The organism is Kitasatospora sp. NPDC022856 (assembly GCF_055561235.1).
This window is the reverse complement of sequence record NZ_JBVHHE010000054.1, coordinates 21,603-38,319: the sequence shown is the minus strand read 5'-3', so window position 1 is coordinate 38,319 and position 16,717 is coordinate 21,603. Positions and strand designations below refer to the sequence as shown.

Here is a 16,717-nt window from a genome sequence, read left to right as displayed (position 1 = left end):
CGCCGGCCGGCCCCTCCAATGGCACCGCACAAAACAACGCGCCGGCACCCAACCACCCCCCGGGGCACCCCCCCGCCCCCGGGCCGGGGGCCGCGGCCGTCGCGCCCGCGTGACGGCCGCGGCACCCGGCCGCCGGGGTCTCCCCGCAGGTGGGCGGTGCCCGGGCGGGCGGAACCACCCGGTAGCGTTCGGGCGACCTATCACCGTGGGCGAACCGACGCCTCACCGCAGACCAGGAAGAGGACGACCACCGTGGCAGGAGCACACCCACCCCGCCGAGGGCCCCGGGCGGCGGCGCGCGGATCCGCCGCCGCCGTCCTCGGCCTGCTCGTGGCGCTGGCCGGGTGCGCGACCCCCGGGGAACTGCGGGACGCGGGGGCCGCCCGGCCCGTGACGCCGTCCCCCAAGCCGCAGCCGCTCTGGCCGGCGCTGGCCGCGGCGCCGTCGCCGACCTCCCCCGCCGCGTCCGAGACGGGCCCCGCCGAGCCGCCACCGGTACCGGTGCCGGGTGTCGCCGTGCCCGGCCCGGACCTCACCTCGGTGGACCTGGGCGCCCTGCTGGCCAAGGACCCGGCCCTGTCGGCAGAGGAGCGGCGCGCCCTGACCGGCTGTCCGGACTGCGGGGTCCGCGACCCCGAGTTCCGCGATCTCACCGGTGACGGCCGCCCCGAGCTGATCGCCGCGGTCGCCACCGGCGGCTCGGTCGTCCTGCACGTCTACACCCTGGGCGGCGGCGGGGTCGTGCCCGTCCTCCGGGTGGCGGTGCTCCGGGCGTTCAGCGCCGAGACCCTCGCCGCCGACCTCTGGCTGAACGAGGCGACCACCCCCTCCTCCCGCACCATCAGCCACTACGGCTGGAACGGCACCCGGCTCGTCCTGCTGGAGCAGCGGGTCGAGGCGATCGGTCCGGTCACGGCGCCCGGCCACGGCCCCACCCCCGCCGACCGGCCCTCCGAGCCCGCCGGAGCCGCCCAGCCGAGTGCCGCGCCGTTCTCCGCCAAGCCCGCGGTCTCGCCCTCCAGCGGGGTGAGCCAGCCCCGCCGCCCCGACCAGGCGGTCCCGGTCCCCGCCCCCCGCCCGGGCACGGCAGTGCCGACCCCGGCTCCCCCGACCCCGGCCGCCCCGGAAGCGAAGCGATGACTCCCGCCCCCGCCCACCCGCACATCCTGATCGTCGAGGACGACGAGGTGATTCGCGAGGCCACCCGGATGGCCCTGGAACGCTACGGATTCCCCGTCAGCACGGCCGCCGACGGGCTGGAGGGGCTGGAGGCGTTCCACACCGCCCGCCCCGACCTGATCCTGCTCGACGTGATGCTGCCGCTCCTCGACGGGGTCGGCCTCTGCCGGCGCATCCGCGAGGAGAGCCAGCTGCCGATCCTGATGATGTCGGCGCGCACCGACCCCGTCGACGTGGTGTCGGGGCTGGAGGCCGGGGCGGACGACTACGTCGTCAAGCCGTTCGAGAGCGCGGTGCTGGTGGCCCGGATCCGCACGGTGCTGCGCCGGGTCCCGGTGGCGCCGGCCGGAGCGGCACCCGCGCCCGAACCGGCGGCCGGCACCGGAGCGCCGGCCGGGACACCCGCCGGACCCGCCACGCCCACCGCGACACCCGCCTCCGCGCCCGCCGACGCCGAACCGGCGCCGGCGGCCCGCACGGTGCGCGCCATCGACGGACTGGAGGTGGACACCGACAGCATGGAGGTGCGGGTGGACGGCCGCCTCGTCCCGCTCACCCCCACCGAACTGCGGCTGCTGCTGGAGTTCACCGCCGCGCCGGGCACCGTGCTGGAACGCTCCGGTCTGCTCGAACGGGTCTGGGACTACGACTGGGGGGCCGACACCAGGGTGGTCGACGTCCATGTCCAGCGGCTGCGCGCCAAGATCGGCTCGGGTCGGATCGAGACCGTCCGCGGCTTCGGCTACAAGCTGCGGCGCCCGGCATGACCCTGCGCCGTCAGATCGCCACCGCCGTCGCCGCGATCTCCGTCCTGGTCGCGCTGAGCGTCGGTCTGCTGGTCCACCAGGCGATGGTGCGTCAGCACGTCGACCAGGCCCGCCGGTCCGCGCTCGGCGCACTGGACTCCGCCCTCACCGCCTACGGCCGCAACGGCGAACCCGCCCGCCCGGGCGTCACGCTGGACGATCCGGCGCTGCCGCCCCGGCTGCGCGCGCTCGCGGCGGCCGGCCGCCAGGGCTCCGTCCTGGCCACCGGCCCGCAGGGCGAGGCGATGTGGGCGGCCGCGCCCGTCGACGGCGCGGTGCTGTCCGTCCGGGTGGACTTCACCGCGGACCGCGGCGCCATCGGCGACCTCGACCGGATCATCCTGATCACGGTCACCGCCTCGGTCTTCACCACCGTCCTGGCGGGCGTGCTCGTCGCCGACCGGATCAGCCGCCGGCTGCGCACCGCCGCGACGGCCGCCCGCGAGATCGCCGCCGGGCGGACGGACACCCGGATGGGCGAACTGGGCGACGGCCGGGACGAGGTCGCCGACCTCGCCGCCGCCGTCGACTCGATGTCCCAGGCGCTGCACCGCCGGCTGGAGGACGAGCAGCGGTTCACCGCGGACGTCGCGCACGAGCTGCGCACCCCGCTCACCGGTCTGGTCACCGCCGCCGAACTGCTCCCGCCGGGGCGGCCCACCCAGCTGGTCCGCAACCGGGTCCAGGCGCTGCGCTCCCTGGTGGAGGACCTGCTGGAGGTCTCCCGGCTGGACGCGGACGCGGAGACGCCGTACCTGTCCCCCGTGCCGCTCGGCCGGGCCGTCCGGCGGACGGTCACGATCACCGGCCTGACCGTCGGCCTGACCGTGCGGGCGGAGGGCGACACCCCGACCGACCCGGCACCCGGTGCCGACGGACCGGTGGTGCGCACCGACCTGCGCCGGCTGGACCGGATCCTGGCCAACCTGCTGGTGAACGCGGACCGGCACGGCCGGGGCCCGGTGCTGCTGAGCGTCGACGGGCTGCGGATCACCGTCCGCGACCACGGCCCCGGCTACCCCGACGACCTGCTGCGGCACGGACCGCAGCGCTTCCGCACCAGCGTGCGCGAGCGCGGGCGCGGACACGGTCTCGGCCTGACCATCGCCCAGGGCCACGCCCGGGTGATCGGCGCGGAACTGACCTTCGCCAACCACCCGGACGGCGGCGCCGTCGCCTCCCTCGTCCTGCCGGCCGGGAGCGCCGGTGAGCCCCTCGCCGCGGAGCTCGGCCCGGGCGAGCAGACCGACCCCGCCCAGCCGGACGGCGCGCACCCGTAGGCACCGGCACGACGCCGGGCGCCCCGGCCGCTCGATGCGGCCGGGGCGCCCGGGTGTCGGGAAGCCGTCGGTCAGCCGTTGCTCTTGCTGAACGCCTCCAGCCAGCTGAGCTTCGGGCCGAAGAGGCCGACCGAGGCCGCGCCCGCCGCCAGACCGGACGACGACGACGGCTGGGGCTCGCTGTGCGCCAGCGCCGCGGTCGGCACGGCCACTACGGCCGCGGCCGCCAGAACCGCGGTGACGACGAACTTGCCAAGGTTTCCACGCACGGACATCTCACGCCTTCCAAGGTCATCACTGCTCTGCCACCCGCCCTCACGAACGGGCCGGGCCCGGAACGGGCCCCAGAGGCGCCCGGTGAGGGGCACCCGCGAAACGTTTGCACACGAACGCGGGCAAGTCGCCCTTTTCGCCACCCGAGCGGTACGAACGGGTGACAGACGTGCCCCGGTCGGGTGAGCCGCCCCGGCGAACGGCCCAGCGCCCGGCGCGACGCGACAGCCCGTCGGTCGGCACGCAGGCGGCGGCAGGCAGGCAGGCAGGCAGCAGCACGCGGCGTCAGCGCGCGCACGGCGGTGCGGTGAACCGGCGGGTCGACGCCAGCGCCCGGGCGATGCCGCAGTCCGGCACCGCCCGGGCGCGCAGGCCCGGGCGGACGGCCCGCAGGGCGGCCAGGCCCTCGACCGCGATCGCCTCCGAGGCGTGGTCGTCGCTGCGGTGGAACAGCTCCGCCGCCTCGGCCTGCGCGGCGGCGGCCCGGCCGAAGCGGCCCAGCAGCATCAGCACGTAGGCCAGGTTGTTCGGCGACTCCCCGCGCCCGTGGTCGTCGTCGATGGCCCGGAAGACCTCGGCGGCCCGGCCGAGCGCGTCCTCGGCCGGCCGGAGCCGCTCCGCCCGCACCAGCATGGTGCCCAGGTTGTAGAGCGCCGAGGCCTCGCCCTCGCCCTCGCCGCAGGCCCGCTGCAGCTCGGCGGCCCGGGTGCCGGCCGCGACGGCCTCGTCGAGCCGCCCGAGCTCACCGAGCACCGCGGCGCGCGCGGTCAGCTCCGCGGCCTGGCCCTTCGGGTCCCCCGAGTCCGCGAAGACCGCGGCGGCCTCGTCGTGGACGTCGACCGCCTCGTCGGCGCGGCCCGCCGCCCTGAGCGTCACGGCGAGCCGCAGGAAGGGCCAGCGGACCGGCCGGCCCGTACGGCGGGCGGCGTCGAGTGCGGCCCGCCGTGCCCGGACGACCTCCGCCGGGTGCCCGGCCCGCTCCAGCGCCTCGGCGAGGTGGTCCAGGACCATCACCTCGCCCAGCGCGTCCTGGGCGTTGGCGGCGTCCCGGAACCACTCCAGGGCCCGTCCGCATGCCGCCCCCGGCTCGCACCGTTGCCCGCCGCCCCGCCGGCCGGTCGCCGTAGCGGGGTCCCCGCGGGCCAGGCTACGACGGAGGAGGCCGCCCGGGAGGGCGGTTGCGGTGTCCGGCGCGGCCGGGCCGGTCGCCGGCTCAGGTCCGCGGCGGCGCCAACAGGGCCCGGGCGGCGGCGATCTCGGCGCGGGCCGCCTCCTCGACCGCCGTCAGGTGCTCGGCGCTGCCGGGCCCGACCGGTATCCGCACCGGGAGCGGTCCGGAGGCTTCGACGATCCGGAGCACCTGCCGGGCGAAGTCCTCGGGCCGGCCGACCCCGGGCACCTCGGCCAGCGCACCGAGCGCACTGCGCATCGGGCCGGTGAACTCCGCGTAGTCCGGCGAGCGGCCGGCCGCGTCGGCGAGCGAGGAGCCGTACCGGGTGGCGTAGCCGCCGGGCTCCAGCGCGGCGACCCGGATGCCGAACGGGGCCGCCTCGGCCGCCAGCGCCTGGGTCATGCCCTCCAGGGCGTGCTTGCCGGTGACGTACGCGGCCAGGCCGGGAAAGGCCGTCCGGCCGGCCAGCGAGGAGACGTTGAGGATGTGTCCGCCGCGCTGCGCGCGCATCACGGGAAGCGCCAGGCGGGCCAGCCGCCACGGGCCCACCACCAGGATCTCCAGCTGGTCCCGGAGTTCGTCGTCGCCCACCTCCTCGACCGCTCCGAAGAGCCCGCAGCCCGCGTTGTTGACCAGGACGTCCAGGCCGCCGAGGCGGTCGACCGCCACCGCGACGGCCTCCGCGCACTGCCCGGGGTCGCGGACGTCCAGGGCGACCGGGACGACCCGGCCCCGGTGCTCGCCGACCAGGCCGTCCAGCGCCCTCGGCTTGCGGGCGGTCGCCACCACGGTGTCCCCGGCGGCCGCCACCGCTCTCGCCAGTGCCAGTCCGAGCCCGGACGAACAACCCGTGACCAGCCAACGTCGTGCCATGACGGCCCCCCTGACCTCGTGTGCGGTGTGTCCCGCCACGGTCCCAGAGCCGTCCGCCGCCGCCCAGAGCCGGGACCGAACGCCCTGCGGCGCGCGGTGGCGCGAAGGGGCGCGGGAATCCGCCACGCGCCCCTCGGCCGGGGCGGCCCCGAAAGGGGCCCCGGGGCCGGGCGGCGCTCCGGCCTCAGCTGCTCGCGAGGCCGTCGGCGCGGAGGGCCTCCAGGATCTGGCGCCCGGTCGGTCCGCGAGCGCGCGGTAGAGCCCGGACCAGCCCCGGGTGTCTGTCACCCGTCATTTCCAGCAGGTCGGCCGCCTGACCGACACGTGGCCCACGAGAGTCGGGGGCGCCCCGGGGCGGACCGCCGAGCAGTCTCACCCGGTGGCGCGAAGTCGCCTGCTCATGTCACACACCGTTGACAGTCATCACACATCCCCCTCAGGATTTCACCCGCCCCACACAACTGACGGCACCTCACCGACCCGTCGGAGCCGAGCGGAAACCGTCGGACCCCATCGGGCCCGTGCAGCCCTCGCGCGCCGCCACCCCCGGAAGGACTCCCCATGCGCCGCACCACCGCCCTGCTGCTGACCTCCCTGCTCGCCTCCGCCGCCGCGCTGGCCACCCCGACCGCCGCCGAGGCGCGGGCCGGCGCCGACAACCCGACCACCGGCTCGTGCGTCGCCTACCCCTCGGGCCCGTTCGGCGTCGGCGTCTGTTCCGGCCTCGAACCCCGCCGGGCCTGGTCCGTCTCGGCCAAGTGCATGTCCGGCCTCACCGTCACCAGCGGTCTGCGGCTCGGCGACGGCACCGCGACCGCCAACTGCGGCAACAGCCGGGTCTACACCACCCAGGTCTCGATCGGTCCGATCCTCCCGTAGGGCCGGTCTCCGGACTCCGCCGGCCGAGCCGACTGGGCGGGCGCCCCCGGAGAGCACGGAACGCAGTGGCGCGTCGGCCCGGCCGTGACCCTCAGGCGTGCGGCTCGACCGGTCGACCCGCCGAATGGGCCGTGCCGAGCGGGGCCAGCACGGTCGCGGCCGCCGTCACCGCCTCGGCGACCAGCGCCGCGGTGCGAGCCGCCTCGTAGAGGTGCTCGCGGGCGTCGCGCGCGGCCCGCAGGGCCTCGTGGGCCCGCTCCCCGTCGAGCCCCTCGCCGCGGGCCGGACCGACGCGCCCGGCCGCCTGCTCACTGCTGAGGAACGAGGCGAGCTGGTCCAGGAGTTCGGGCAGCCGGGCGGTCACCCCGGCCAGCGCGGCGACGGCCTCGACCGCGTCCCCCGGGAGCACCAGGCCGGGCGCTCCCCCGGGTGCACCGCTGCGCACCGCGGCGCTGAGCAACTCGGCTGCCTCCGAGGACAGTTCGGCAACGGACAGCGAGGGCGAGGGCGGTACGGCATCACTCACGGCGACTCCTCCTTGGTGATCGGCAACCGGGCCCGACCCGGGTGCCCAGGGCAACTCCGCGGGCCCGTCTGCCCCGTCGGCGCGCAGCCAGGCCTGCGCCGGCCCACCGTGGCAGGAACCGGTCACCACCGGCCGGTCAGGGCGCGGCGCGACCGCCGGCCAGGCGGCGGCACCCCGCGCCACGGCCGGAACGGGCCGGCCCCAGAGGAGCCCGGCCGACGCACGGTGGCGGCGGCCGACCGGGACCGGGCCGGGCGACGGCACCGGTCGCGATCGCGCCGTCACCGCCCGGGAGGGGCCCGCGACCGGCGGCATAGCCCCGAACACCGCAGCGGTCTCACCCGCGCCTCACCGCGACCTCCTGGGCGGCGGCGCCGCCCGGACCGGCGGTGCGCCCGCGCCCGGCCGCGCCGGCGGCGGACCCCACCCATGAGGCTCCGTCGGACCCGGCACGAACGGCCGGCGGACGTTCACCGGGACATGGCTCGGCGCCATTCTTTCCCACCGCCACCGCCGTCAATCCGGCGACGGCGGACATTCTTCGGCAGCGCGGCTTCGTTCACCATTCGACCACACCACGGCGCCGCAATATCCTCAACAGCCATTGTGACACCGCATGTTCGAAGGTAGAGTCCCGGTCCGCCGAGCGCGAATGAGCGCTTGCGAGCAATTCTTTGGGGCGGGCATGTCACATGACAACAGCACCACTGGAGTTCCTTCCGACTTACTTGACGCGTTCACGGAAACCGTTGGCCGCTTTCCGGAGCGCCCGGCGATTGTCCGGCACGGCCGGGCTATCGGTTACGCCCGTCTGCACGCGGCGGTGAGCGACCTGGCCAGGCGCCTCGGGCCCGACCCGGGGGTGGTCGCCGTGCAGGCGCACCACATTCCGGAAACGGTTGTCGGGCTGCTCGGCATCCTCGCCGCGGGTGGGGTCTACTGCCCCACCGATCCGGCATTCCCGGCCCACCGGTCGCAGACGATGCTCTCGGCGGTCGGCTGTCGCACAATGGTCGCGGCCGATCCCGGATCGGCACACCGACTCGGCCTCGATTGGATCGCCCCGGCCCCCCTGCCGGAATTCTCCGCAAACCTGGGGAGAACGGCCCGGGCGGGCGTTCCGAATTCGCCCGGCACCGCGCCGGACGCCGTTCCCGGCACCGCACCGGACACCCTTCGCCCGCCTCCGGCGGAGCCGGGCCGGAGCGCGGACGCCGGCCGGAACGCGGACACCGGCCACAGCGACGCCCGCGACGGCGCCGGGAGCCGGAGCGGGACCACCGGCGGGGAACCGGCCTACCTCCTCTTCACCTCCGGCTCCACCGGACAGCCGAAACCCGTCCTCACCCCCCGCCGGGCCCTCGCCGCCGTGGTGCCCTCACTGCGCGAGCTCTTCGGCCTCACCCCCGACGACCGCGTGCTGCAGTTCGCCTCCCTCAACTGGGACACCTGCTTCGAGGAGATCCTGCCGACGCTCACCGCGGGCGCCACCCTGGTGTTCGACGCCGAGGCGCACCGCGGGTCCTTCCCGCGGTTCCTGCGGATGGTCGAGCGCGAGCGGATCACCGTCCTCGACCTGCCGACCGCCTTCTGGCACGAGCTGGTGCTCCACCTGACCGAGGAGGGCGCACCCCTGCCCGGCTGCGTACGGGTGCTGGTGATCGGGGGCGAGCCGGCGAGCCCCGCCCGGCTGGCCGACTGGACCGCGCTGGACACCGGGCGGATCCGCCTGGTCAACACCTACGGCTGCACCGAGACGACGCTGATCACCCACGCCGTCGACCTGCACGGCCCGCAGGCGCCCCCGAGCGGCTGGGACTGGGCCGGCGGCGCCCGGGCGCCGATCGGCCGACCGCTCCGCCATGTCGTTCAACTGATCAGCGAACGGGGCGAGTTGCTGATCGGGGGGCCGTCCGTGGCGTTGGGCTACCATGGCCTGCCCGAGGCCACCGGCGCCAGGTTCACCGTCGTCGACGGCGTCCGCTGCTTCCGCACCGGCGATCTCGTGAGCGGGTCCCCGGACGGCCTCCTCACCCACCGCGGCCGGCTGGACGGCGAGGTCAAGGTCCGGGGCATCCGGGTGGACCCGGCGGAGGTGGAGGCGCACATCGCGGGCCACCCCGGGGTGCACGCGGTGGCGGTGGCCGCGGCGACGCTCGCCGGCCGGTCCGCCCTGGTCGCCTATGTGGTGGCGCGGGCGGACGCGACGGGAGGAACGCTGGACGCCGACGTCCTGGCGTACCTGCGCGCGGAGGTCCCCGGCCATCTCGTGCCCAGCCGGATCACCGTGGTGCCCGAACTGGTGCGCACCACGAGCGGAAAGGTCGACCGGGCCGGCTCGCACCGGCGGTACGCGGCCCCCGAACAGGTCAAAGGAGACCTTCGATGAACGTTGACACCACCCTCTCCACCGCCGTCCACGGCATACCGGCAGCCGCCGCGGAGCGTTCCGCCGCCGGGGTCGACGGCCTGGTGGCCCTCTTCCGCCGGGTGCTGGAGACACCCGAGGTCGCGGCCGACTCCGACTTCTTCCAGCTCGGCGGCGACTCGCTGATCGCCACCCGGGTGCTCAGCGCGATCGCCCGCGACCACGGCGTGGAGCTGTCCTTCGACGACTTCCTGCTCGCGCCGACGCCCCGGGCGCTCGCCGAGAAGATCGCGGCCGGCAGATGACCGACCCCGACGACGCCGCGGCGGCACCCACACCTCGGGAGCCCGGCCGGGTCAGGACCGCCGTCGTGGTCGGCGCCGGGCTCGCCGGCCTCACCGCCGCCACCGGGCTGGCGGCCCGGGGCATCCACGTCACCGTGCTGGAGGCCCGCACCCGGGTCGGCGGGCGCACCCGCGGCCTGCCGGTCGCGCCCGGCTGCCAGGTCGACGCCGGAGCCGCCTACCTGGGCGAGCGGCACACCGAACTCCTCGCCCTGGTCAAGGAACTGGGCCTGGACACCACGCCGACCACGATGCGGGGCGCCAGCCGGTTCGTCCTCGGCCCCGAGGGCACCACCCGGGACGGCCGGTTCCCGCCGCTCAACGCCGTGGCACTCGGCGACCTCTTCGACCTGCTGGACGAACTCACCGCGGCCGTCCGCCCCGACGCGCCGTGGCTCACTCCCGACGCCGAGCGGCTGGACACCCTCACCGCCGCCGAATGGGCCGACCGGCGGCTGACCCACCCGGACGCCCGGCTCTTCTTCCCGCTGTTCCTCGGCGAGATGATGGCCGCCGACCCGGCTGACGTCTCGGTGCTGCACATGGCGTTCTACCTCCGCTCGGGCGGTGGCGTCCGCTACCTCAACGCCTTCGAGGGCGGCGCCCAGCAGGACCGGATCACCGGCGGCGCCCACCAGGTGTGCGAGCGGCTGGCCGGCCGGCTGGGCAGCCGGGTCCGGCTCGGCGAGGCCGTCCGCGCGGTCCACCAGGACGACGCCGGGGTCACCGTCCACGCGACGGCCGGCGCCCACCGGGCGGATGTCGCGGTGCTGGCGCTGCCGCCGCTGCTCGCCGACGCCGTCGAGCACCGGCCGGCGCCGGCGGTGCCCCGGGCGGGCGACCGGACGGCGCGGGGCTGCGCCGTGAAGGCGACCCTGGTCTACCCCGCGCCGCTCTGGCGCGCGCACGGCCTCTCCGGCTGGTCGGTCAACGCCGAGGGCCCGCTGCTGTCGACGGTGGACGACTCACCGGCCGACGGCGGGGTCGGCGTCCTGACCGGCTTCGTCACCGGGGCCGAGGCCCGGCGGTTCGGCGCGCTGAGCCCGCGGCGGCAGCGCGCGGCCGTGGTGGAGCAGGCCGCCCGGATCTTCCCGATGCTCCCGCCGCCGACCGGCCTGCACATCACCGACTGGGTCGACGAGCCGTACAGCCAGGGCTGCTACGCGGCGCTGCGGGGGCCCGGCGACTGGCTCCGGTACGGGCCGACGCTGACCGCACCGCACGGGCGGGTGCACTGGGCCGGCACCGAGACCAGCACCGAGTACTTCGGGCTGATGGAGGGCGCCGTCCGCTCCGGCCACCGGGTCGTCGCCGAGATCCTCGCCCGGGACTGACCCCGGCACCCAGCCGGGTGCCCAGCCCGGCACCCACCGCGGCCCCGCCCCGGCCGGGCCGTTCACGAAGGCGCACCGGCAGCCGTCCCCGCCCCGGGGCACCGCCACCCGGCGCCCAGTCGTACCCGCACGCCCGCACGCCCGCACGCCCGCACCAACCGGTCCACGCCGCAGCGCGGGCCGGCCCCCCACCGTCGCCCGGCCCGGTTCCACAAGGACCCCGCCGGGCCACTCCCCCCAGGAGACCGCCATGAGCGACCGGAGTCCCCTCGCGCCCCTCGCCGCCCGGGAACGGCTGATGACCGAACCCGCCCTCGGCGCGGGCAACTTCCTGGACCACGCCCTCGCGGTCAACCCGAACCGCGCGGTCCCGTTCGCCTACAGCCACCACACCGACCACCGCGGCGCGGTCGTCCTGCGCGGCCACAGCCTGCTCGACCTCGCCGCCCTGCGCGACTGCTACGCCAGCTGGTACTGGGCCAACGGCGTGCGCCCCGGCGAGCCGGTCGGCATCGTCGTCGGCGAGGGCCTGGAACCACTGCTGCACTTCCTCGCGCTGACCGCCCTCGGCGCCGTCCCCGCCCTGGTCAACGACGCCATGCGGCACGACGTCATGGTCCGCTACCTCGACCACGTGGGCGTGGTCGGCATCGTGGCGGACGATCCCACCCGCCTCGCCTCGGCCTACCGCGAGGCCCCGAACCGCCGCCCCCGGTTCATCGTGCCGGCCGCCGAGATCCGGGCCTTCGACGCCGGCGCGGCCCGGCTCCCCGAGGTCTACCCGTACCGGCACGCCGACGCCGACGTGGTCGCCCTGATCCACTCCTCGGGCACCACCGGCACGCCGAAGTCCACGATGCTGGCGCACCGTCAGTTCTGGGACGGCAAGCAGCCGCGGATGGTGCGCTTCCCCGCGGAGCCGTACGACCGGCTGATGTCGATGATGCCGCACACCCACGCGGGCGGCCTCAGCTACTTCCTCACCGCCACCCTGCTCGGTCTGCCGACCGTGGTGATGTCCGACTGGCGGCGGGCGGTCGTGGAGCCGGTGATGGAGGCCTTCCGGCCCACCATGGTCGCCTCCTTCCCGCGCACCTTCGTCGAGCTGGCCACCGGCGAACCGCCCACCAGGGGCGCGGCCGAGGTGCACTCCTGGTTCAACACCGGGGACAGCGCGCACTACGGGCACATCCGGCGGCTGGTGCGGCTCGGGCGGCGGCCGGCCGGGCTGATCCGGCCGTGGCTGCTGCCCCGGCAGCGGGCCGAACAACCCGACCTGCCCGGTTCGCAGTTCATCGACGGCCTGGGCTCGTCCGAGATGGGCATGGCGCTGTTCGGCCAGGTGACCACACCGGAGAGCGCCCGCGACGACCGCTGCGTCGGCAAGCCGCTGGAGGTCGTCCGGCGGGCCTCGATCCTCAGCGAGGACGGCGAGGAACTCCCGGACGGCACGGTCGGGTTGCTCGGTGTCGTCTCCCCCTCGCGGACCCCGGGGTACTGGAACGACCCCCGGCTCACCGCGAGCTTCGAGCTGGCCGGCCACTGGCTCACCGGCGACGTGGCGCGCCGCGACGCCGAGGGCAACTTCTACCACCTCGACCGGACGGTGGACGTCATCGACACCGCGGCCGGCCCGGTCTACAGCCTGCCGATCGAGGAGGTGCTGCTGGCCGACTGCGGCGAGCTCGTCCAGGACTGCTCGGTGATCGGCGTGCCCGGGGCGCCGGGCGAGGGCCAACGGCCGCTCGGCGTCGTCCGGTTGCAGACCGAGGCCGCAGCGGCGACCGCCGAGGAGGTCCAGGAGGCCGCCAACAAGGCGCTCGCCGGCGCCGGACTGGCCACGCTCGCCGCGGTGAGCATCGCCCGGACACCGGAGGACTTCCCGCTCGGGCCGACCGGCAAGGTGCTCAAGCGCGAACTGCGGACCCGCTTCGCCACCCGCTTCACCGGCCAGTAGCGCCCGATGGACCGCCAACCCACTCGGCAGCCCTACCAGTACGTCCGGACCGCGCTGGCCGAGCCGGACTGGCGCCGGCTGCCGGGCTGGCGCCACGTCACCGCGGCGCAGTGGCGGGACGCCCAGTGGCAGCGGGCGCACTGCGTGCGCAGCGCCCGGCAGCTGCGGGGCGTCGTCGGAGCGCTGCTCACCGACCGCTTCTACGACGAACTCGCCGCCGACCAGGCCGGGTTCGCCACCATGTCGATGCTGCTGCCGCCGCAGATGCTGAACACCATGGCGCCGCACGCACCGACCGTGCCGCAGGCGTTCACCGAGGCCTTCCTGGCCGATCCGGTCCGCCGCTACATGCTGCCCGTCCGCGCGGACCGCCACCCGCGCTGGCCGAGCCACCCCAAGGCCGAACGCGACTCCCTGCACGAGGCCGAGATGTGGGTGGTGGAGGGGCTCACCCACCGCTACCCCACCAAGGTGCTGGCCGAACTGACCGCCACCTGCCCGCAGTACTGCGGGCACTGCACCCGGATGGACCTGGTCGGCAACTCCACCCCCCAGGTCACCAAGACCAGGCTGGCGCTGCGGCCGGTGGACCGGCAGGAGCAGATCCTCGACCACCTCAAGCGCACCCCGTCGGTGCGCGACGTGGTGGTCTCCGGCGGGGACCTCGCCAACGTGCCCTGGCCGCAGTTGGAGACGTTCCTGCTGCGGCTGCTGGAGCTGGAGTCGGTGCGCGACATCCGGCTGGCCAGCAAGGCGGTGGTCGGCCTGCCGCAGCACTGGCTCCAGCCGCGGATCGTCGAGGGGCTGGGCCGGGTGGCCGCCGTCGCGGCCCGCCGGTCGGTCAGCCTCGCCGTGCACACCCACGCCAACCACGTGCAGTCGGTGACGCCGCTGGTCGCCGAGGCGGCCCGGGCGCTGCTGGACGCGGGCGTGCGGGACGTGCGCAACCAGGGCGTGCTGATGCGCGGGGTCAACGCCACCCCCGAGGACCTGCTGGACCTCTGCTTCGCCCTCCAGGGCGAGGCGAACATCCTCCCCTACTACTTCTACCTCTGCGACATGATCCCGGGCGCCGAGCACTGGCGCACTCCGGTGCACCGGGCCCAGCGGCTCCAGGAGGCGATCATGGGCTACCTGCCCGGCTACGCCACCCCGCGGATCGTCTGCGACGTCCCCCAGCTCGGCAAGCGCTGGGTGCACCAGGCGGTCGCCTACGACCGCGAACGCGGCATCTCCTCCTGGACGAAGGACTACCGCACCGCGCCGGAGGCCCGCGAGAGCACCGACCTCGACGCCGTGCTCGACCGGCGCCACCTGTACTACGACCCGGTGGACACCCTCCCGGAGCCGGGCCGCCGCTGGTGGTCCGAGCAGCCCGGCGCCCCCTCGTCCGCACCCCCTCGGAAGGACACGCCGTGACCCCACCCCCCACCGCGCCCGGCGCCGGGCCGCTGCGCCGGATGTGCTGGATCTTCCCCGACCGGGAGTCGACCAGGATGGCGGCGACCTGGCACCCCTTCTTCTGGGACCTCTACGCGGAGGTCGCCGAGAGCCTGGGGATGAGCTGGACCAGGCACGCCCCCGACGCGGTCACCGTCGACGGCACCGTACGCGGGCGGCCGGTGGTCTACGTGGACGACGAGGCGGTCTCACCACAGGACACCCTCTTCGTCACCGCCCTCTACTCGCTGCCGTACCAGTCGATGGACGTCTTCAACCAGTACGCGCTCTACGCCGTGCTCGAACAGGCCGGGTTCTACCTGCCGTTCCCCCCGCTGATGTCGCTCATCGGCAACGACAAGCTGGCCACCCTGCTGCACCTCGCCGATTCCCCCGTCCCCCCGGTCCCGACCGTGCGGATCGGCACCGGCCGCGACATCGCCAAGCACCAGTACGAGGTGGCGCTGGGCGGTATGACCTACCCGGCCATCGTGAAGCCGGCCGGCTGGTGCGGTGGTGGCGGGATCAACCTGGCCCGCAGCGCCGAGGACCTCCGGGGCCTGGCCAGCCTGGCGCAGGGCGGGGACACCACGCTCGTGGTCCAGCCCTACCTCGGCGACGGGACGGTCGACTACCGGGTGTACGTGGTCGACGGCGAGCCGTACGCCGTGATGAAGCGGATCCCGGAGCCGGGCTCGCCGGTGGCCAACGCCAGCCGGGGCGGCGCCATGGAGTTCCCGGCCGTCCCGGCCGAACTCGCCGCAGCCACCGCCTACTTCGCCGAGCGGCTGCCGATGCCGTTCTTCTGCGTCGACTTCCTCTTCGACGGGGAACGGTACTGGTTCTCCGAACTCGAACCGGACGGGGTGATCGCCCCGGACCTGGACGACCCGCAGCGCACCCTGCAACGGGACATCACCCGCGCCCGGTTCACCGCCTACCGGAACGCCCACGCCGCCTGGCTGGCCGGCCGCGGCGGCGAACCGGCCACGCCCACCTCGGAAACGGAGACTCGGACGCGATGACCGAGCTGTTCTCACTCCCCCCGGACGCGGCCGAGCCGCGGCTGCACGTCGCCCGGCGCACCCTCGAACGTCTGTGCGGCGTACCGGAGTTGACGCAACGCTACGCGGACTGCGCCGCCCCGCGCACGCTCGACGGGCTCGCCGCGCTGCCGCCGCTGGACAAGGACGGCCTGAACGCCGCCCTCGCGCACCTCGAACCCCGGGCCGCCCCGGGCGCCGGGGCGACCTGGCTCTTCCAGAGCGGCGGCAGCACCGGAGCGCCCAAGGTCGGCCACGCCCCCACCGGCTTCTACATGGCCGGGGTGCACGCGCGGTGGCGGCCGCTGGAGCGCGACGACGTCTTCGTCAACGCCTGGGGCGCCGGCCGGATGTGGGGCGCGCACTTCCTCGCCGCCGCGCTGGCCGACCTCGCCGGGTGCCGGATCCTCGCGGTGGGCTCGGTCGCCACCGACGAGTACGCCGACTGGCTGCGGTTCTTCGCGACCGCCCGGGTCACCGCGATCGGCGGGACACCCAGCGTGCTCCGGCTCTGGTTCGCCCGCGCGCGGGACGCCGGGCTGGAGTTGCCGGCGCTGCGCAAGGTGCTCTGGCTCGGCGAGGCGTGGCAGCCGCAGCTGGAGGCGGACCTGGCCGCGGTCGCCCCGCGGGCGCGCCGGTGGGGCATGTTCGGCAGTACGGAGACCTGGGTGGTCGGGACCAACACCCCGGACTGTCCGGCCGACACCTTCCACCCGCTGCCCGAGCAGCTGGTGCACGTCGGCGCGGCGGAGCTGCTGGACTTCACCACGCTCGACCCGACGGTGCTCAACCCGGTGCTGCGCTACCGCACCGGCGACGCGGGGACGCTGCTGGCCTGTCCGTGCGGCCGGCCGGGCTCCGCGATGCGGGTCCTGGGCCGCCGGGACAGCGTGGTGCAGGTCCGCGGGCTGGGACTGCACGTGGACGAGGTCATCGCACGGGCGGAGCGGGAGCCGGGGGTGTCCCGGGCCCAGGTGGTGGTCACCGAGGAGCACGGCCGGGCCGCCACGGTCGAGCTGCTGCTGCTCGCCGGCCCGGGCGGACCGCCCGACACCGAGCGGCTGCGCAGGGCCGTGCTGTCCGCGACCTTCACGCTCAGCACCGCCTTCCAGCACGATCCGGAGTCCTTCCGAGTGCGCCGGGTGGAGGAGCTGGTCAGCAACGGCCGGACGGGCAAGACGGCCGGCCTCGTCGTCCGGGAGGGCTCGTGAAGCCGCGGAAACCCGTGAAGCCGGAAGGGCTCG

General features: G+C 75.7%; 15 protein-coding genes. 11 read left to right on the top strand and 4 right to left on the bottom strand.

All coding sequences use genetic code 11. The annotated features are described in order from the left end of the window. The first annotated feature begins 252 nt into the window (after positions 1 to 252). From ACZ34W_RS34865 to ACZ34W_RS34855, 3 genes are read left to right on the top strand one after another with little or no spacing between them, the layout of a single operon-like run. A complete protein-coding gene (locus ACZ34W_RS34865) occupies positions 253 to 1,140 on the top strand; it encodes a hypothetical protein (protein WP_465609926.1) in 888 nt (295 codons plus the stop codon). Beyond that, the gene (locus ACZ34W_RS34860) at positions 1,137 to 1,946 is read left to right on the top strand and encodes a response regulator (RefSeq protein WP_465609924.1); all 810 of its coding nucleotides are present in this window, start codon (positions 1,137 to 1,139) and stop codon (positions 1,944 to 1,946) included. Before ACZ34W_RS34865 ends, ACZ34W_RS34860 begins: the two co-directional genes overlap by 4 nt. Next, on the top strand, positions 1,943 to 3,265 hold the full coding sequence (locus tag ACZ34W_RS34855) for a sensor histidine kinase (RefSeq protein ID WP_465609921.1): 1,323 nt from the start codon (positions 1,943 to 1,945) through the stop codon (positions 3,263 to 3,265). Before ACZ34W_RS34860 ends, ACZ34W_RS34855 begins: the two co-directional genes overlap by 4 nt. A gap of 71 nt (positions 3,266 to 3,336) precedes the next feature. Here ACZ34W_RS34855 and ACZ34W_RS34850 read toward each other — a convergent pair whose 3' ends face one another. From ACZ34W_RS34850 to ACZ34W_RS34840, 3 genes are all read right to left on the bottom strand, one after another. Continuing rightward, complete coding sequence (locus ACZ34W_RS34850) at positions 3,337 to 3,540, bottom strand: hypothetical protein (RefSeq protein ID WP_465609919.1); 204 nt, start codon at positions 3,538 to 3,540, stop codon at positions 3,337 to 3,339. 283 nt (positions 3,541 to 3,823) lie between these two features. Then, positions 3,824 to 4,549: a tetratricopeptide repeat protein gene (locus ACZ34W_RS34845; protein WP_465609930.1), complete on the bottom strand. Its 726-nt coding sequence runs from the start codon at positions 4,547 to 4,549 to the stop codon at positions 3,824 to 3,826. A gap of 202 nt (positions 4,550 to 4,751) precedes the next feature. Then, positions 4,752 to 5,582, bottom strand: a complete 831-nt coding sequence (locus ACZ34W_RS34840) for an SDR family oxidoreductase (RefSeq protein ID WP_465609917.1) — start codon at positions 5,580 to 5,582, stop codon at positions 4,752 to 4,754. Between the two features lie 561 nt (positions 5,583 to 6,143). On the opposite strand from ACZ34W_RS34840, the gene ACZ34W_RS34835 reads away from it, so the two are divergent. Further along, complete coding sequence (locus ACZ34W_RS34835; RefSeq protein ID WP_465609915.1) at positions 6,144 to 6,461, top strand: hypothetical protein; 318 nt, start codon at positions 6,144 to 6,146, stop codon at positions 6,459 to 6,461. A 91-nt stretch (positions 6,462 to 6,552) separates the two neighbouring features. Here the strand turns inward: ACZ34W_RS34835 and ACZ34W_RS34830 are convergent, their stop codons facing one another. Beyond that, positions 6,553 to 6,987 carry a hypothetical protein gene (locus tag ACZ34W_RS34830; RefSeq protein ID WP_465609913.1) on the bottom strand — a complete coding sequence of 145 codons (435 nt, stop codon included), beginning with the start codon at positions 6,985 to 6,987 and terminating at the stop codon, positions 6,553 to 6,555. 616 nt (positions 6,988 to 7,603) lie between these two features. Here ACZ34W_RS34830 and ACZ34W_RS34825 point away from each other — a divergent pair. The 7 genes from ACZ34W_RS34825 (at position 7,604) to ACZ34W_RS34795 (ending at position 16,684) form a co-directional block, all read left to right on the top strand. Next, positions 7,604 to 9,376, top strand: coding sequence for an AMP-binding protein (locus tag ACZ34W_RS34825; RefSeq protein ID WP_465609911.1), 1,773 nt, complete (start codon positions 7,604 to 7,606; stop codon positions 9,374 to 9,376). Further along, on the top strand, positions 9,373 to 9,660 hold the full coding sequence (locus ACZ34W_RS34820) for an acyl carrier protein (protein WP_329491495.1): 288 nt from the start codon (positions 9,373 to 9,375) through the stop codon (positions 9,658 to 9,660). The genes ACZ34W_RS34825 and ACZ34W_RS34820 overlap by 4 nt, the downstream gene beginning before the upstream one ends. Beyond that, positions 9,657 to 11,033 carry a flavin monoamine oxidase family protein gene (locus ACZ34W_RS34815; RefSeq protein WP_465609908.1) on the top strand — a complete coding sequence of 459 codons (1,377 nt, stop codon included), beginning with the start codon at positions 9,657 to 9,659 and terminating at the stop codon, positions 11,031 to 11,033. Before ACZ34W_RS34820 ends, ACZ34W_RS34815 begins: the two co-directional genes overlap by 4 nt. A gap of 250 nt (positions 11,034 to 11,283) precedes the next feature. Continuing rightward, positions 11,284 to 12,990, top strand: a complete 1,707-nt coding sequence (locus tag ACZ34W_RS34810; RefSeq protein ID WP_465609906.1) for a class I adenylate-forming enzyme family protein — start codon at positions 11,284 to 11,286, stop codon at positions 12,988 to 12,990. A 6-nt stretch (positions 12,991 to 12,996) separates the two neighbouring features. Next, a complete protein-coding gene (locus ACZ34W_RS34805) occupies positions 12,997 to 14,409 on the top strand; it encodes a KamA family radical SAM protein (RefSeq protein WP_329491492.1) in 1,413 nt (470 codons plus the stop codon). Beyond that, positions 14,406 to 15,455 carry an ATP-grasp domain-containing protein gene (locus ACZ34W_RS34800; protein WP_465609904.1) on the top strand — a complete coding sequence of 350 codons (1,050 nt, stop codon included), beginning with the start codon at positions 14,406 to 14,408 and terminating at the stop codon, positions 15,453 to 15,455. Before ACZ34W_RS34805 ends, ACZ34W_RS34800 begins: the two co-directional genes overlap by 4 nt. Continuing rightward, complete coding sequence (locus ACZ34W_RS34795; protein ID WP_465609902.1) at positions 15,452 to 16,684, top strand: AMP-binding protein; 1,233 nt, start codon at positions 15,452 to 15,454, stop codon at positions 16,682 to 16,684. Before ACZ34W_RS34800 ends, ACZ34W_RS34795 begins: the two co-directional genes overlap by 4 nt. The last annotated feature ends 33 nt before the right edge of the window (positions 16,685 to 16,717 follow it).

Bases quoted from the DNA above. Each gene is read 5' to 3' on its own strand.
- ACZ34W_RS34820 (WP_329491495.1), top strand. From the start codon at position 9,373: ATGAACGTTGACACCACCCTCTCCACCGCCGTCCACGGCATACCGGCA.
- ACZ34W_RS34805 (WP_329491492.1), top strand. From the start codon at position 12,997: ATGGACCGCCAACCCACTCGGCAGCCCTACCAGTACGTCCGGACCGCG.
- ACZ34W_RS34810 (WP_465609906.1), top strand. From the start codon at position 11,284: ATGAGCGACCGGAGTCCCCTCGCGCCCCTCGCCGCCCGGGAACGGCTG.
- ACZ34W_RS34795 (WP_465609902.1), top strand. From the start codon at position 15,452: ATGACCGAGCTGTTCTCACTCCCCCCGGACGCGGCCGAGCCGCGGCTG.
- ACZ34W_RS34845 (WP_465609930.1), bottom strand. From the start codon at position 4,549: ATGGTCCTGGACCACCTCGCCGAGGCGCTGGAGCGGGCCGGGCACCCG.
- ACZ34W_RS34825 (WP_465609911.1), top strand. From the start codon at position 7,604: ATGTTCGAAGGTAGAGTCCCGGTCCGCCGAGCGCGAATGAGCGCTTGC.
- ACZ34W_RS34850 (WP_465609919.1), bottom strand. From the start codon at position 3,540: ATGTCCGTGCGTGGAAACCTTGGCAAGTTCGTCGTCACCGCGGTTCTG.
- ACZ34W_RS34840 (WP_465609917.1), bottom strand. From the start codon at position 5,582: ATGGCACGACGTTGGCTGGTCACGGGTTGTTCGTCCGGGCTCGGACTG.
- ACZ34W_RS34815 (WP_465609908.1), top strand. From the start codon at position 9,657: ATGACCGACCCCGACGACGCCGCGGCGGCACCCACACCTCGGGAGCCC.
- ACZ34W_RS34855 (WP_465609921.1), top strand. From the start codon at position 1,943: ATGACCCTGCGCCGTCAGATCGCCACCGCCGTCGCCGCGATCTCCGTC.
- ACZ34W_RS34860 (WP_465609924.1), top strand. From the start codon at position 1,137: ATGACTCCCGCCCCCGCCCACCCGCACATCCTGATCGTCGAGGACGAC.
- ACZ34W_RS34835 (WP_465609915.1), top strand. From the start codon at position 6,144: ATGCGCCGCACCACCGCCCTGCTGCTGACCTCCCTGCTCGCCTCCGCC.